At 28.9% G+C, this 16,529-nt stretch carries 15 protein-coding genes; 3 read left to right on the forward strand and 12 right to left on the reverse strand.

Going from position 1 to position 16,529, the window contains the following annotated elements; genetic code table 11:
• Positions 1–55 precede the first annotated feature (55 nt).
• The 4 genes from CF386_RS09755 to CF386_RS09760 all read right to left on the reverse strand — a co-directional run bounded on the left by CF386_RS09755 (position 56) and on the right by CF386_RS09760 (position 4,699).
• Positions 56–2,617, reverse strand: coding sequence for a TM0106 family RecB-like putative nuclease (locus tag CF386_RS09755; protein WP_225971792.1), 2,562 nt, complete (start codon positions 2,615–2,617; stop codon positions 56–58).
• Positions 2,614–3,060 (reverse strand): hypothetical protein, encoded by a 447-nt coding sequence (locus CF386_RS13160; protein ID WP_225971793.1) that lies wholly within the window; start codon positions 3,058–3,060, stop codon positions 2,614–2,616. The genes CF386_RS09755 and CF386_RS13160 overlap by 4 nt, the downstream gene beginning before the upstream one ends.
• 86 nt (positions 3,061–3,146) lie before the next feature.
• Positions 3,147–3,521: a hypothetical protein gene (locus CF386_RS13165; protein ID WP_225971794.1), complete on the reverse strand. Its 375-nt coding sequence runs from the start codon at positions 3,519–3,521 to the stop codon at positions 3,147–3,149.
• A 482-nt stretch (positions 3,522–4,003) separates the two neighbouring features.
• Positions 4,004–4,699 carry a pirin family protein gene (locus CF386_RS09760; protein ID WP_089074248.1) on the reverse strand — a complete coding sequence of 232 codons (696 nt, stop codon included), beginning with the start codon at positions 4,697–4,699 and terminating at the stop codon, positions 4,004–4,006.
• A gap of 143 nt (positions 4,700–4,842) precedes the next feature.
• Between CF386_RS09760 and CF386_RS09765 the strand changes: the two genes are divergently transcribed.
• Positions 4,843–5,736, forward strand: a complete 894-nt coding sequence (locus CF386_RS09765) for a LysR family transcriptional regulator (protein ID WP_089074785.1) — start codon at positions 4,843–4,845, stop codon at positions 5,734–5,736.
• A gap of 173 nt (positions 5,737–5,909) precedes the next feature.
• Here CF386_RS09765 and CF386_RS09770 read toward each other — a convergent pair whose 3' ends face one another.
• The 3 genes from CF386_RS09770 to CF386_RS09780 all read right to left on the reverse strand — a co-directional run bounded on the left by CF386_RS09770 (position 5,910) and on the right by CF386_RS09780 (position 9,104).
• Positions 5,910–6,689 (reverse strand): helix-turn-helix transcriptional regulator, encoded by a 780-nt coding sequence (locus CF386_RS09770; protein WP_089074249.1) that lies wholly within the window; start codon positions 6,687–6,689, stop codon positions 5,910–5,912.
• A 91-nt stretch (positions 6,690–6,780) separates the two neighbouring features.
• Positions 6,781–7,260 carry a YbhB/YbcL family Raf kinase inhibitor-like protein gene (locus tag CF386_RS09775; protein WP_089074786.1) on the reverse strand — a complete coding sequence of 160 codons (480 nt, stop codon included), beginning with the start codon at positions 7,258–7,260 and terminating at the stop codon, positions 6,781–6,783.
• A 269-nt stretch (positions 7,261–7,529) separates the two neighbouring features.
• The gene (locus CF386_RS09780) at positions 7,530–9,104 is read right to left on the reverse strand and encodes an ATP-binding cassette domain-containing protein (protein ID WP_089074250.1); all 1,575 of its coding nucleotides are present in this window, start codon (positions 9,102–9,104) and stop codon (positions 7,530–7,532) included.
• Between the two features lie 658 nt (positions 9,105–9,762).
• On the opposite strand from CF386_RS09780, the gene CF386_RS09785 reads away from it, so the two are divergent.
• Positions 9,763–10,302: a DUF2938 family protein gene (locus CF386_RS09785; protein WP_089074251.1), complete on the forward strand. Its 540-nt coding sequence runs from the start codon at positions 9,763–9,765 to the stop codon at positions 10,300–10,302.
• 38 nt (positions 10,303–10,340) lie between these two features.
• Here the strand turns inward: CF386_RS09785 and CF386_RS09790 are convergent, their stop codons facing one another.
• The 5 genes from CF386_RS09790 to CF386_RS09810 form a co-directional block, all read right to left on the reverse strand.
• Positions 10,341–10,919: a LytR/AlgR family response regulator transcription factor gene (locus CF386_RS09790; RefSeq protein WP_158522378.1), complete on the reverse strand. Its 579-nt coding sequence runs from the start codon at positions 10,917–10,919 to the stop codon at positions 10,341–10,343.
• Between the two features lie 332 nt (positions 10,920–11,251).
• Positions 11,252–12,070, reverse strand: coding sequence for a LytR/AlgR family response regulator transcription factor (locus tag CF386_RS09795; RefSeq protein WP_089074253.1), 819 nt, complete (start codon positions 12,068–12,070; stop codon positions 11,252–11,254).
• Positions 12,071–12,247: 177 nt separating this feature from the next.
• The gene (locus CF386_RS09800) at positions 12,248–13,072 is read right to left on the reverse strand and encodes a thioredoxin domain-containing protein (RefSeq protein WP_089074254.1); all 825 of its coding nucleotides are present in this window, start codon (positions 13,070–13,072) and stop codon (positions 12,248–12,250) included.
• A gap of 59 nt (positions 13,073–13,131) precedes the next feature.
• Entirely contained in the window at positions 13,132–14,034 is a 903-nt protein-coding gene (locus tag CF386_RS09805; RefSeq protein WP_089074255.1) for a LysR family transcriptional regulator, read from the reverse strand.
• 175 nt (positions 14,035–14,209) lie between these two features.
• Positions 14,210–15,112: a DMT family transporter gene (locus CF386_RS09810; RefSeq protein ID WP_089074256.1), complete on the reverse strand. Its 903-nt coding sequence runs from the start codon at positions 15,110–15,112 to the stop codon at positions 14,210–14,212.
• Between the two features lie 388 nt (positions 15,113–15,500).
• On the opposite strand from CF386_RS09810, the gene CF386_RS09815 reads away from it, so the two are divergent.
• Complete coding sequence (locus CF386_RS09815; protein ID WP_089074257.1) at positions 15,501–16,421, forward strand: LysR family transcriptional regulator; 921 nt, start codon at positions 15,501–15,503, stop codon at positions 16,419–16,421.
• The last annotated feature ends 108 nt before the right edge of the window (positions 16,422–16,529 follow it).

The following is a 16,529-nucleotide window of genomic DNA, read 5'->3' on the forward strand; positions in this document are numbered from 1 at the left end:
AATCTTTATTTCATTCTATAAGAACATAAAATACTTAAAAAAGTATTAAAATAAATCAATTTTTAGCGTAATCAATTAAGGCATTATATGTATTAATTAACTCCAACTGTCTTAATTGAGTTGCTTTGGTATATTGTAATTTAGGGTTTGCAACAATTATCGCCAAACACTTTGCCCTCGATATTGCTACATTTAAACGATTTTTATCAAACAAAAAATCAACACCCCTTGGTGAATCCTCAGCATTACTAGCGCACATACTTAAAATGACAATAGGGGCTTCTTGTCCTTGAAACTTATCAACACTTCCTATTTTAGCTCCTTCACCAAGGACATTTTTTAAAATATTCACCTGGTGGTTATAAGGTGAAATAAATAAAAAATCATCTATTGAAATTTTCCTAGATAATTTTTTCTTCTTATCTAAAATTAGTTCTTTTTTAAGTAATTCTTGTACAATGGCTTCAATCATCTTGGCCTCTTCAATTGATGCCTGACTATTACCCTCATGTTTTACAGGAACATAACAGATTCCACTCACTTTATTTATTATGGTGTTTTGACTATTATTAAGTTCGTCTTTTATAAGTCTCAAGTCATTATCTGGATGAGACAATAATTTAGAATCATATATGAATTTACTTATGAATTGATTGATAGCGGAATGCATTCTATATGTGGTGTCTAAAAATATCCCCATATCCGGGGAAATAGTCGATTGACATTCAAGCAAATAATCTAAAGTAGATTTTCCATTATCAAAGGGATGTGATCCTTGTATAGGTTGGCCCAACTGCATTTGATCACCCATTAATATAATGTTTCTGGCAGCTTGTCCCATCCCAATTAAATTAGCAATAGAAACTTGCCCTGCTTCATCGATAAATAAATAATCAAATTTCTGATCTAACTCTGCTCTTGAAAAACCCCATGCGGTACTTCCAATCACTACACCTTCTTCAATCTTAGAATCTATTTTTGCTGTTGATTTCAAAACTTCAATGTTATTTTCTAAAATTTCTGGACCCGTATCTTTCGTACAATAGAAGTTCCCTAGAATTTTATGTTCATCACAATATTTTTTGGTACTTACTAATAAATGATTAATGGCTTTATGACTATTACTTGAAATAGCAATAGTTTGCCCATCTCTTATTAATTCACCAATTATATGCTTACCAGTGTAGGTTTTTCCGGCACCAGGAGGACCTTGTATCACAAGATAGCTATTATCTAAATGTTTTACAGATTCAATAATACAGTCTAAATAATTATGGTTTTTATTCAATTGATCATTAAAAAATGATTGTACATTTTTATGTTTTTCATGTTTGAAATTTGGACTTCTTCTAAGGAAAAAATCCAAAACTGCTGTTCTGCATTCATTATCATAGTGTTCACTAAAGTCAGTACAAAAACGACTGATGGCATCCTCTATCACTCTAGCACCGATGATCTCATCAGGAATCAAGCTAATAGTTTTAGGTAAATCAGTTCCACATGAGATAGCAATTATGCCTTTATTTAAATCACTTAAATCTTTTTTAAAGGTGACACTAATATTTTTTCCATCATCTTTAAACTCACTATGAAGAAAAAAACGTTCACTTTTGATACCCTTAAAATCTTGTGAAGTATCAAAATGATATTCATATACTGGGTTACCTCTTTTAGATGGTTTATAAGGTTCAACATCGGTTTGGTTACAATTTGCTAAACAGTCAAAATCCTCATATAACTCATAATGAGACATTGATAAACGATCGAAGAATTTCCACCATACAGGTTTATTTTCTCTTTTATGAAAGGTTAATAACCCAGACAGATTTTCTGATAAGTTCTGTTTATCCTTGTTGATCGAGTCATCCTTTGAAAGTTTTAACAGATGTGCTTTAAGCGTATCGAGTTCTTCATCCATCCCCTTTAAAGATTCATTTGCAGAGGGAATATTAACAAAAGAAATTTTATTGAGTTTCTGTTGTTCAAAAAGCCATTGGTAAAGCTCCTGTGTTGAGTTACAGTCATCAATATTATAATTTCTAATATCTGCAAGAATTTCAGACTCCCTCCAGTCCTTGCTCTCTAATCCGTTATCAAATAATGATCTCCAATTTTCATATACTACAACTGAATCACCGCCATTTTCTACCTCAGTTTCTCGTTTACCACGATAAAGATGTTCAACATTTTTAATTGAATATTTGGGCTCACCAATTAATAACCCCGTTTTAACAACTTTATATAAATCAACAAATACATTGTGCCTTAAAAGGTTATCTACTTCTTTTTCGCATACATTATAACGTCCCATGAGCTTTCTACAGGCAGCAATTTCATAGTTAGCATAATGATAGATATGCATGTTTGGATCATTAACCCAACGCTCATAAACCCAGACAATAAATTGTTGAAAAGCAATTTTTTCTTCTTCTTGATTATGAGCCCAAAAATCAATGAATTGTCGCTGTCCTTCCGGATCAAAGTAAGTTGCTCCCCACAAATACTCAAGCCCACCTTCCGTTAAAGGAAACCCTTCTATATCGAAAAAAACATCTTTTTTTGAAGGTGGCGGTAATAAGGCAAGACCTTTCTTCTCTCCTAAATTTGGAGGAATCACTTTAAAAGCTGGCGAACAATTTGGGTCCAGTTGTTTATTTTTTTTGTTTGATTTTGAATTTCTGCTTGTGCTTTAAGCTTTGCAAATATATCTGGCTGTATACCTGGAATTTTTATTTCATTCGACTCCAATAGTTGAGTGAAAGTCACAATATTATGTTTTTTTAATTTTTTAACTTGTCCTTTAGTAATCCCTGCTATTTGCAATAAATCGTCTTTTTCTAAAAGGAGTGTACTCACATAATTATTCCATTCACCATATGCTTTAGAATCTTCTAAATTAGGCATTTGGTTCATATCAAACTCATCATGATATTTTATAAAATCATCTTTTATACTTAAATAATAAAAATAAAAATTTTGAATATTAAATTGTTTTTTTTCAAAATTACCCAGATAAATACCTATTTGAGGTGATAAAGTTCCTTGTTGAACTTGAAGCATCTCAGCATAGGCACATAACTGAATTATAAAGGAAGGTTTAACTGTATTAGATAACTTCGAATCCCATATTTCATAGTAGTAATCACCTAGATTACTCTTGCCCTTTTTTTTATTAAAAAGTCACTTGCTCCTATTAAGTTATCCTTTTTTAGGTGAGCTTGGTAAATCACATCATAACCTTTTTTAAGGGCTAATATTGTATTTTGGTACTTATCTTCAAAAGAATCCCCCTCAATGATTTTGACTTCAAAACATTCACTAATAAGGAGATCTTTTATTTTTATTTCATGTTGTATGCCATTTTTAGAAAGGGTTTCAAACAAATCAGAGCGTGGGTCTTTTAATTTTTTCACTTCGGGCTTATGAAGACAAAAACGATCCATCCATGAGGCAAATGGACTATCAAGAAATTGAGTGAAATCTGAAGGTGAGAATACAATTTCAGTACCATTTAATTGCATCGTTTAAGCTCCCTGGGGTTGGTTTTTTAAAGCACATATTTATCTTCCATTCGCTTATAGCATATTGATATTTTAATTGTATATCAATAATTTTATTCAATACCATTTGCTAAAAAAAAACCCAACTAAAAAGTTGGGTTAATTAAAAAGGAAAAAAACATATACAAACACAATATAAATATACAACAATAAGGATGATTTTATATATATCATGACAATTATTACGATATATATCATATATTTAATCATCATGATTCATTTTTAAAGAAAGTAACTGGATCAATATCTCATACAATAAACAATGTATTTAAAATCAAAAATTTCATGATAAAAAAACCCAACTAAAAAGTTGGGTTAAACAAAGGAAATAACATGAAAACACAATATAACTTTATAATAACTTACAAAAAACACCTTGTTTAATGAATATAAATACGATCAAAGTCAATTAATATTCAAAAATTATTTGAATCATTGATCAATTAACGTAAATCAAAAATTAACGATGTGCTTATTTGATCTGATTTATTACAAAGAATTAATGATTTTTCGTTTGTAACTTTTAAAGCATCCCCAACTTCAAGAGATTTTTCGCTGTAAATGCCTTGACCTTTCACCTGATGAATAAAAATATTTCTATCAGAATTAATATCTAATGTCATACTTTCTCCAGGCTTTAATTTAAGTTGATATAAGTTTACATCCTGTTTAATTATTAAACTTTCATTTTTACCGTTAGATGAGACAAGAGGAACTAAACCAAATTGTTCTCCGATAGTTTTTTGCTGATAACTTGGTTTTGTATTATGTTTATTTGGATTTATCCAGATTTGCAAAAATTTTACTAATTTTGTTTTTGATGCATTGAACTCACTATGCATAATACCACTCCCTGCAGACATGAGCTGGATATCACCACTAGGAATCGTTTCAATATTTCCTTCGCTATCTTTATGAGCAAGTTCACCTTCTATGACATAACTAATAATCTCCATATTTTTATGCCCATGTGTTTGAAACCCCATACCAGGTTGGACAGTATCATCATTCAAAACTCTTAAATCTGAAAATCCCATTTGATTTTGATCGTAATAATCAGAAAAAGAAAAGGTATGGTAACTTTGTAACCAATGGTGATTTGCATATCCCCTATCTTTAGATGCTCTCAATGTCAACATGAAGTTTTACCTCTAAATTAAACAAAAATTATTTAAAATTAATATAAGATATTTTATGAATAAAAAAAATTAGAATGTTTTGAACTATTAATTCAAATTATTTGAATATACTTAAAAAAAGCAATCAAAATTTAAATAATGATATGAAAACAATTATTACGATTGAAGCATTAGTTGCTATAGATGCCATTCATAGATACGGGACATTTGCATTAGCTGCAAAATCTTTGCATAAGGTTCCATCTGCCTTGACTTATACAGTCAAAAAGCTTGAATACGATTTAAAGGTTTCCTTATTTAATCGAGATAAGCAAAGAGCAACACTAACTCAAGCAGGAAAAAAAGTTTTAGAACAAGGAAGAGAGATTTTGAAAGCGACTGAACAGTTAAGAAAATCAGTCCAAAGTGTTCAGGGAGAATGGGACGGTGAACTCAAAATAGCCCGAGATAGTATTATCTCAGAACAAAAACTATTCGATACTTTACATCTCTTTAATAAAACTAAAATCAATGCGGATATTTATTTATCAGAAGAAGTTTTAGGTGGTAGTTTAGACGCAATAGAAAATAATCGTGCTGATATCGTGGTTGGCTTAACGGGAGATTTCCCAAAAACTAAACTTAACACGTTTAAGATTGGTGAGGTTCAGTTTGTTTTTGCCTTATCTAAAAACCATCCATTAGTTAAAATTAAAGACACGCTCACATCAGATGCTCTAAAAAATTATCCAACAATTGTTGTTAGTGATACTTCTAAATGGATACCCCCAAAAGATTCTATTATTGTAAATCAAACTAAAGTAATTAAAGTTCATTCCATAATGAGTAAGTTAAAACTACAAAAGCAAGGTCTAGGAATCGGTTTTTTGCCTCTGCACCTAGCTCATCCTTATATTTTAAAGGGTGATTTAGTTGTCAAGGAATGTAATATTCCCAAGCCTTCAGAAAATGTATACATTGCATGGCATAAAGATTACATACCCTCAAAATCATTTAATTGGTTTCTTGAAAAGTTCAAAAAACAACAATGGTTTTAAATTAATACCTATTGAATAACGCACTCTACCGCTAGTTTTCTTTTGTAAAGTAAGACAAAAAGATTTACTACTTGGACACGGGATTTATCGAACTCATTCCTAAGTTCTTGTTTATTTTATTTATAAAATTAGGATAGTAGTAAAATATTTAAGGTAAATGAGTTGTATTTATCCTAATAAGATTCAAATGTTTTTTGATATTGTTTTAGGCTCAAACCAAATTGATGTTGAAATCGTTGAGCAAATCGAGCCTCTGATTTGTAGCCACATAAATGCGCAAGCTCTATTTGTGAGTACGGTTTAGTTTGCAACAAGCTTAATGCATACCCCATTCTTAGCTCTGCTAATACATCTCTAAATTGGGTGTTCTCATCTTTTAATCGCCTTATTAATGTCGATTTACTTAGTCCAAAATGAGCACATACTGATTCAATGGTGTGGTTGGCTTTGGGCGCATCATTAAAATATTGGGTTAACTTATCTCTCCAACTCAAGTTTCGCATTGAAAATAACTGATGTAGAAAGCCTTGGTTCATAAGATGCTCAAATAACGCCTGAACAATATGTGTTTGGACATTTGGTTCAATATTCTGAGGCATGGTTATAATACTTTGCCATAAGTATTTCGCAGTTTTATCTATTCTATATTCTGGTGTTAAACCCTCTTTCTGGTTTTCTTGTGAACGTTGAATTAGTTCATCCGAAGGACGGATTAAAAAACTAAGTTGGGTAGAAAAAAATTGAGTTTTATGAGGGTTATTAATAAAAGTTAATGATTTATTCCCATTCGCCAATAGCCAATTATGACTATTGAAATGAATCCAATCATTTTGCCATTGAAGTTGTTTATTACCTTTTTCAATCCAGAATATTGAAGGATAAATCACAGGTACATTACGAAGATTCTGAGGTCGATTCCCATTGTAATAATTAAGCTTTATGATGCCTGACATGTTTTCTTTTTATAAACCTTGTAACCATTTATTGATAATAGCAATAAATAGACACAAAGTTTATTCCTTTAATTAATAATATAAGTGTTAATTAGCGTACATACGTTGAAGTAATCGTTGATTTACCTAACGCTGTTGCATTCAGCATGTAGCTCACTAATGCACATGATGCGTCTTCAGGTACTTCAAGCTTTTCTACTGGCAGAGCCCAGACAGTAAATTGATAACGATGCATACCGTGACCTTCTGGAGGACAAGCGCCACCGTAACCCATAGAGCCATAATCATTACGCATCTCTAAACCAGAAGCAATTTTACCTGATGCGCCCTGCTCGATTGATGTTGTTGATGCGGGAATATTGATCACTTGCCAGTGCCAGAAACCGCTTTCAGTTGGCGCATCGGGATCAAAACAAGTGATTGCAAAACTTTTCGTGCCTTCTGGCGCGTTTTCCCATGATAATTGTGGAGAAATGTTGTCACCATCGTTTCCAAAACTGTTAAATGAAAAGCGTTTATCTTTGAGTTGACCTTCTGTGATGTCTTGGCTGTGTAATTTTAAAGTTGTCATTTTTTTATTTCCTCTTATTTGTTGTTGGAATAATAATAGAGCTATTCTAATCACAAAAAATAACATTAAGCGCCAAATTTAATATAAAGTATACTTTTTGATACTTATTGTTTTTATTTTGTTTTTTTAATCCAACGCGTAACTTTTAGATAGAAACCAAATTTTACTCTAGGGAAGTTCCTATTAATTTTAGAATCAGTATTTCAAAACAAAAACAATTTTGACTCCGGTATATAATATTTAACCCCATACTATTTTGTTAACTAGTTTTATTTATAAAAATTTACAACTTTAGTGTGCTCTAAGCATTTAACAAAATCTTCATCATGACTGACTACAATAAAACCGCCCTTATATTGGTTTAATAAATTAGAAAGTAATAATTTTGAATCCAAATCTAAATGATTGTCTGGTTCATCTAGAAGCAAAAAGTTTTGTTTTTGTTGATGACTAACAATTAACATTGCTAATTTCATTTTTTCACCGCCACTTAATTCAAAAGTGTTTTGAAGAGCTTTATTTTTATTCAGACCAATTCCAGCGAGAAGCATTCTTGCATCATTTTCAAATAACCCATTACAATGCTTCATTACATTACCTAGAACACTTAACTCTTCCTCAATTAAGCTAAAATTATGATTAAGATAGGTAAAATGAGTATTTACATGAAGTTCACCTTTTAAGTAATTAACATCACCCATAATTGTTTTAAGTAAGGTTGTTTTACCTGAGCCATTATTTCCACATAGAATAATTTTATCATTAGAAAAAACTTCCATAGATATAGAGTTTCGACTACCGAACATAGGAACGAGTCGACTCAATGAAATTACTCGCTTCCGTTTAATATTTTCTTCGTTGATATAAATTTTTTGTTGAATGAGTTGTTCCTTTTGACTAACCAAGTTATGTTCTCTTTTTTGGATATCATTCGTTCGATGAAGCTCCATTTTTCTTTGAGAAGAGGATTTCTTAAATGCCCTATTTTTTTTAAAATCAAGAATTATCTTGGGTTGGCTATTACTTTTACGTAACTTTTTCCCTTGATTTTCTCTTTTTTGTGTGGCCTCTTTACTTCTTTGCTTTTTCTTTTTTAGTACTTCTTTTTGCTTTGATAAATTATTTAATTGTCGCTCAATCGACTCTAGCTCATTAGTTTTTTGTTCTTTATAAAAATCATAATTTCCTCCATATCGTTTCAAACCGATACTTGATAACTCCCAAATTTCTTCTGTATGATTCAGCAGATATCTATCATGACTGACAAGTAAAATTGTACCTCTAAATTCTTTAATTTTATTACATAACCATTTTTTATAATCCGTATCTAAAGTATTTGATGGCTCATCAAGAAACAAAATTTCTTTGCGTTCCTTAAATAAAGACCAAAGTTTCAATCTTGTTAATTCACCATCACTAAGACCGGAGCAAGATTGCATAGGATTTTGAGGTAAGCCTAACAATTTTAGTTCAAAATTCAGTTTTTCTTCTAAATCCCAATTTTCATCCACAATTTTAAATAATTGTTCACAGCATGCTCCTTTCTCAATTTTTTTAATTGCCTCCCAAATGTTTTTTTTATCAACAAACTCAATAAGACTTTGTTTTTGTCGATATTTAATGCTTTGTTGATGAAAAGTATTTATTGAAGACGAAATACTTACTTCTCCTGACGTTGGTTTTAAAAAACCACTTAAAATAGAAACCAGGATAGATTTTCCGCATCCATTTTTGCCAACTAAACCAATTACCTTGGGCTTATCAACAGAAAAAGATAAATCTTTAAAAAGGGTGTCCCCGTTGTCATGTTGGTATGAGAGATTTGTTACTTGCAGTATGGTCATATTTAGCTCCTATCAGAACCAAGACAGAGCGACAATACATTTAGAAATTTTAATAAAAAAAGTAAAACTAAAGCATCTGAAGAGTGAGGAAGTATATGCGCCAACTAATCTTGAAATTCAAAAAATAATTTAAAAAAGTTATATTTGTGAATACAAGTTAATTGTTCATGATAGGTAAATCTCCTGTTAAAAATTCATTATTAACTATTTTAAGATTGTTTGTCAATATATTATATGGCTCATCATCACGGATAAAAAACAAGGTTTTCAAAAAATATAAAGAGGTTATCAATAATTGTGTGGTTAAATTTTTAACAAAAATTTAAAAATTTTGTTTAAAATGAATGATATAATAAGCGCATCATTTTTTTATAAAAAGAGAACCCTGTTCATATTGATGAGAGTCAGTCAACAACACTTCATTTGGTGATGTAATTTTAAAGCGAACCAGCTGAACAGATTTATCCATAAAAACTCCTTTTATAATTATGATTACACTGTCGTGTTATCTATATTATTTGTCAATATATCTAAACATAACAAGTTTTAAAAAAGATATAATTAAATCCACTAGAATAAAAACAATAGGTATTAAAATGATTACGCATAACAATAAATTTTTTATCATTATCTTAGGTCTTATAAGGAACATCATTCAATGAGTATTATAAAAAAAACCAACATTTACTCAACTGCATTAAATATTCTATTTATAGGTTTATTTAGTGCATTATTCTTAGATTTGGGTACTAATTTATATAATTTAATCATGGGTCTTCCCTTAAATGACTTTGCTGTCATTGGCAGATACGCGCTTTATACACTCCAAGGACATATTATTACTTCTCCTATCAATGAAATACCAGTCATGCAACATGAAGTTGTTGTGGGTTGGATGATTCATTTTATGGTAAGTTTTGTTTATGCTTTCTTCTATGTGCTATTTGTTGAGAAAGGATTGTTTTTAAAACCTAGTTTTAAAAAAGGGATCGTTTATGCATGGGTTTTATTAGTGTTTCCTTTAATAGTTTTAAGCCTTGCATTAGGAGATGGAATCTTTCATGATCACAACCCCCATATGATAAAACTTATTCTTTTTTCAATCTTTGCACACACATGTTACGGTATAGGGCTTTATGTAACGGCATCCATTTTATATCATGCAAGATTAGAGTTATTTAAACAAATTAGTGATTAATATTTCATTTACACTTTCTGAAAAATTTAATAGAAAACTTAAATAGAACGACTTTCGTCAATATTTATAGAATTAATTGTATTTAAGTTTTCTTTTAGAAACTTTCTTCTGGATTTTGATATAGGGTAAACTTGATTATTCTTCAACAAAACATTCTCCTGTTTATCATCTAATTTTTTAATAAAACGTGCATTTATAATTGTTGAGCGATTAATTCTGTAAAAAGAGGATATATTTAATTTTCTTGCAAGTTGTTCTAATGTAATTCTAATAGGAAATATGCCTTCGTCTAGATGAAGATTCATATAATTACCATCGGCTATAACATAGTTAATAGATTCTGGTTCAATCACATATTCTTGTCCAAGCTTTAAAGCAATAAAATAAACTTTCTCATCTGAGGCAAGTTGAGGAATGATTTCTGTTTCTCCTAAATAATTTTTAAGAAGTAACTTAATTTGTGAATAAAATAACCAAGAACTTAAAACAAGATATATATTTAAAAAAGTATAATTTTTAATAAGGTTAATCAAAATAATTAAGAACTTACTCCAGTCACCATCAAAAACAAGTATTATCCGAAAGACTGCATTTATAATATTAATTAAAATTAACATTAAAAAAATGAAGATTAAATAAATTACATATTTTACATGCTTAATTTTTAAAAAGTGCACTTTGCTAAAACAAAAATATGAAATTAGAAGAGTTGTAAAAAATGAGTAAATCAAACAATCAATCCATAAATCCAAATGAGAAGTATGTGTACTACCCCGACTCAACCAAGCTTGGAAGATAATATTATGAAATGTAAAAATTATGGTTCCAAAATGCACAATTGTTATCATAAAAATTAATAAAATGTCATTTGAATTGATAAACTTTAATATTTTCCTCAATCTCATTTTAAACTCTCAATAACAATAAAAATAGATTATTACCTTCAACATTAATTCTTATCAAAATGATAGGCTTTGGATGATGAGACTTTAAACGTTTCATTATTTTTTAGTTTTACTAAATATTCTTTTTTTATTTCTTTTATATATGCTCTATTTACAATAACGGAGCGATTAATTCGAATAAAATTAAATAACCTCAATTTATTTTCTAAGCTTTCTATCGTTTCTTTGATAAAAAAACTGTCATTGTTAATGCATGCAATTTTATTTTTTTTATGAGAATATATATAATCAATTTGCTCTGGTTCAAAGATATATTCTTTGTCTAGTTTAAATAAATGGAAAAATATTTTTTCTTTTGTATTAGGTGAGTCTTTCATACTTTGGAGCATTTCTGCTTTAGAAAGAAATTTTTTAAAAAACATCAATGTTTGCCGAAAAAAAAACAATAAACTGAAGAGCATTAAAAAGTTGAAAAGAAAATAATCATTTATTTGATTAAGAAAATTGACCAAAAAATCACTTCCATGATCTAAGATTGTCATTGAAAAGGCAAAAAGACCTTGATTAAACAAAATCGTAGTCATTAAAATTATCAACACAAACAAAATTTTTTTATGCTTATTCATCTTTCTAGTTTGAATCAACTTATTAATAATAATAACAAATATACTTGACGTTAACGTAGAGGTTACAATTATAAACATAATATGTTCTTGTAAATATTGAATATTACCTTCATTGACAAAAGCTAAAAAAATTACTCTATATGCAGAAAAAAATATTAGACTATAAATGAAAAAGCTAATCATCAAAATTAATAAAAAGGAACGATTGTCCAAAAAGCGAACTAATTTTTTCATCATTAGGTAGTTTATAATTACATTATATTTTAATTATATACGGTATTTTATATTTGTTTGATTTGTTAGAGTTAACACATATAAAAGTTTTAAAAAAATAGTAAAATGATCTACACAATATTGCCATACACAAGTTGTAGGGATGAATATCAAACTTTTATACACTTATTTTCTTGACCTTCACTGCAACAGGCTCTGTATTTGCTGATAATTAAGTTTTTTCACTCTCTCGTCACCATAGAATACACTGGGTGTTCCTCTTACCCCAATTTTCCTTGCCAATATTCTATTTTTATAAATATTGTCTTTTGCTTTGGGTAATTCTGATTCAATATCAGATTTACTTAACCCAACTTTTATTAAATAGTTATCCACTATTTTTGTGGATAACTTTCCTTTATGCTCAACAAGTAATTTATGAAATTTATCATATTTTTCTGGATATTTTGCAAACAGTGCCGTTGCAACCTCAGCTCCATAGGTCGAACCTGATTGTGGCCCAAAAATAGGAAACTCTTTGATAATGATTTTTAAATCTGGATTGTTTTTGATAAGTTTATAGGCAATTTGTGAAAACTTCTTACAATATCCACAGTTATAATCCAAAAACTCAACTAAAACTTTTGAACCATTCTTATTTCCTATAAAAGGATCTTGCGAATTATTGTAAAGAGCATCCTGGTTATCTTTAATTAATTGTTGAACTTTCAGTTCTTCTTGTTCTTTTTTGTTTTGCTGAAACTTATTCAATGCGTTAACGGTCCAGGAGGGGTTTTCAATTAAAACTTTTTCTAATTCATTCGTTTTCACATACTGGTTCATTTGAATGTTTTCAGCTTTCGTAGACGAGGATGTCTGCAACTTCAATTGATTCAATTGTTCCTTCAAGATGTCCACTTCGTTTTGTACATTTTTTTCTCTTACAAAATCATACGCTGCAACACCAAATGCAACTAATGAAATCACTATAGCTACTTTAGTCAAGCTGTTTCCATTTTTAGTCATACGAATACTTCCGTAAAAAATTTATACATAAAGCTTAGTAAAAAAATGAAGTTGGGTTTTTAATAATGTCGATTTTCTAGATTTAAGATCAAGTTTTTAGACTCACTTAAAAAATCCAAAAAACACTTTACTTTCGATGACATGATTTTTTCAGGCAAATATGAACTCATTATATATTGATTGGGTAATTCAACAGGACACAAAATATTTTTTAAGATTTTATTATCCAAATACTCTTTGATATAAATTTTAGGAACTAGAATAATACCTAAATGATTTAATGCACAATCAATCAATTCAGAGAATGAATCAACGGATAATATGGTTTGGCTTTTTTTAAATAGATCAAGGTTACAATTTAAATTTTTATAGTCTGTGCAATCAATTAAACAATGTCCATCAAAGTCTGATTTTTTAACGGGATTGCCTTTATTTTCTATATATTGCTTTGAAGCGCAAAAAGTAAAATCAATACTGAACAATTGTTTATTTATGAATGACTGGTGATTAAATAATTGAATGTTTGAAAAACCTAAGAAAACATCCACACTTTCAAGCGCGTAATTTACATTAGACTTATAAGTTTTAAAAATTAAATTAATATGTGGATATTTTTTAAAAAAATTAATTAGAAATGGATAAATAAAGGTCTTTGCAATACCAGGTTCAACTACAATATTTAGGTTACCCTCAGGTTTTGTATGTACGCCCCGCAATAGTGATTTAGTATATTCAAATTCATTTCGAAGATTTATACATTTTTCTAAAAGAATTTTGCCTTCTTTAGAAAGTTGAATTCTTTGTTTGACTCGTTGAAACAACTTAATATTGTACTCATCTTCTATTTTTGAGATTTGCTTACTCACAGAAGCTTTCGTAATACCAAGTTTTTGAGATGCTACGGTTATAGATTCATTTTCAGCAACATAGATGAATGTTTCAAATCGGTCAAAGTCAGACATATGTTTCCTTAAAAGAAACACTTAATGAATATTATAAACATAACTCATTATTACAAAACAAACAATAAATAAAGTTAATTTATTAAATATATAAAATAGTATGGAATCATTTAATTAAATAAAAATAATATTTGCTACTGATTATAGTTTAAAGCTTATGAATTTTATTAAATTGTTAATTTTTAAAAATTATCTTGTAAAATCCATTAGTAAAAATTACACCACACAAAACCATTAAAATACCAAAACAAACTGAAATGTTAGGAATTTTTCCGTAAAATAAACCTATTAATACAACAAAAATGGGAACCAAATTGAAATAAATTGATATGTTAGATGCTCCTAGCTTTGTCGCACCATTAACCCAAAATAGATATCCTAAAAAAGTACACATTACACCAAGATACATTAAATTTATAATTACTCGATTACTCTGCTGAGATATTACATTATAAATATCATCATTAGTTAATAAAGCAACTAAGATCAGGCCAACAGAACCAAAAAGTATTGTATATGTTGTAGTCTGTAAAGGAGTTGAGTCTTTAATGCATTTTTGGGTTAAAACGTTATAAAAGCACCAACATAATAAACCACATACTACTGTGAAGTCACCTAAATTAAATTGTATATTCAAAACATTATTGACTGAACCTTTACTTAAAACAATAAATACTCCTGTAACACTTAAGCTTATCCCCAAAATTTGATGTCCTAACATTTTTACTTTATTAATATAGTTATAAATAATTGGTGTAACTACCGGTGTTAGAGAGAAAATTAATGCTGCATTTGTGGATGTGGTTGATTTTAAACCTATAAAAGTAGCACTTTGTGAGCATGTTATGCCTACTAAGCCCAAAAGTATATAAGGTATTATATTTTTTTTTAGAGTTTGTAAATTATTTTTTTCTCTCCAGAACATCCAAAACAACATAACTATACTTGCAATAATAAAACGCTCTGCCAAAAGAAGTGATATTGAACTATTGACAGCTAGATCAGATCCTATAATAAAGGCAGATGACCAAAAAAATGTTGCTAAAATAACACCTAATAGGGTTAAGCTTTTTAACATAATTATTCTCAATAAGTTTTAAAAAAGTGTGTTTGTATTTTTTATTATTAATTAATTTATTTGAATAATACTCTTATTCCACATCTTTAAAATTTACTTTTTGTTTATAAAACTTAAAAAAAGGATTATAAAATTTATTTGAATTTTATGTTATTTTGAAGATTATAACTGCAATATTATAGATCTTATGAGCTAAAATATACAAAGCAGTTATTTTTTCCAATGTAAAAAAAGTCTAAAAATTTTTTTTATAATATTGCTTATATTTTGACGGGAAACTTGATTAAACTTTCGATTGTAGAGTTATCGTTAAAAAAATTGCTTGCAATTTAAAAGCCAAGTTCTTTGTACCTTTGCAGTATTCTACTAATTAAAGAGATTAAAATTTATGCTATATAGTCTTCGCCAAATCGAAGTTTTTATAAAAACAACTCAAACATTAAATATTACCCGTACAGCATCCTTGTTAAATATGACTGTACCTGCAGCATGGAAACAGATTAATAACCTCGAAAATTTATGCGGAAAAAAATTATTCAATCGGAATGGTAAAAGATTGTCTTTAACTTCTGAAGGTTTTTTTTTAATTCAAAATGCTAATAAGTTGATCAATATTTCCGGTAGCCTTGCCGAAAACATAAAATTAATCCAACAAGAAAAACAAACTACCATAAATATATCTGTTGGTAGTACCTTACAAAGTTTTATATTTAATTTTTTGAATCCTTTTATTCATGAACATCAAAAAAAGGTCCAATTTAAATTTGAAATAGACTCGCAGACGCATAGTCTTCAAAAAGAGCAACACGACTTTTATTTTATGTTTGATAATACAAAAATTAATCATCAATCTTATGAAGCATACTCCCTGGTTATGAGTGATTTTGTCTTAGTATGTTCTAATATGAATAAACTCGCATACAAAAAAGAAATCCTGAATACTGACCTACAAAACATTCAATTATTACATAGTACAAGAACTCATGAAATCGAAGATTCATATACTGCTATCAGATTAATAAATCATTACTTTGATAAGCTAAAAGCAGACTGGAGCAATAAAACATCCGTAATTTATTTTGAGACTTATTTATCGCTACGTGAAGCTGTTAAAGCAAATTTGGGAATTGGTTTTTTACCTAGAATATTAGTAGATGATGGAATTAAAATTTTATCTTTTCATGATGAAAATTTAGAAAACATGCAACTTAAGGTGGTTGGTGCTATAAAAAAAGAGGACAACCCCAGTTATACTCACCTTCTACTTAAAGAATATATTATTCAATTTCACAAAAATCATTCGTGTTAATTTGACTATTTTCTAAAGGGCAATAAGTTATTTTTTTTTGGTAGGTTTATCTCTTCTCTAATTAAGAAGTTTTTTAGTGATGCACAATATACAAGGTTACTTTCAAAC

This window comes from Paraphotobacterium marinum, assembly GCF_002216855.1.
GTDB classification, from domain to species: domain Bacteria; phylum Pseudomonadota; class Gammaproteobacteria; order Enterobacterales; family Vibrionaceae; genus Paraphotobacterium; species Paraphotobacterium marinum.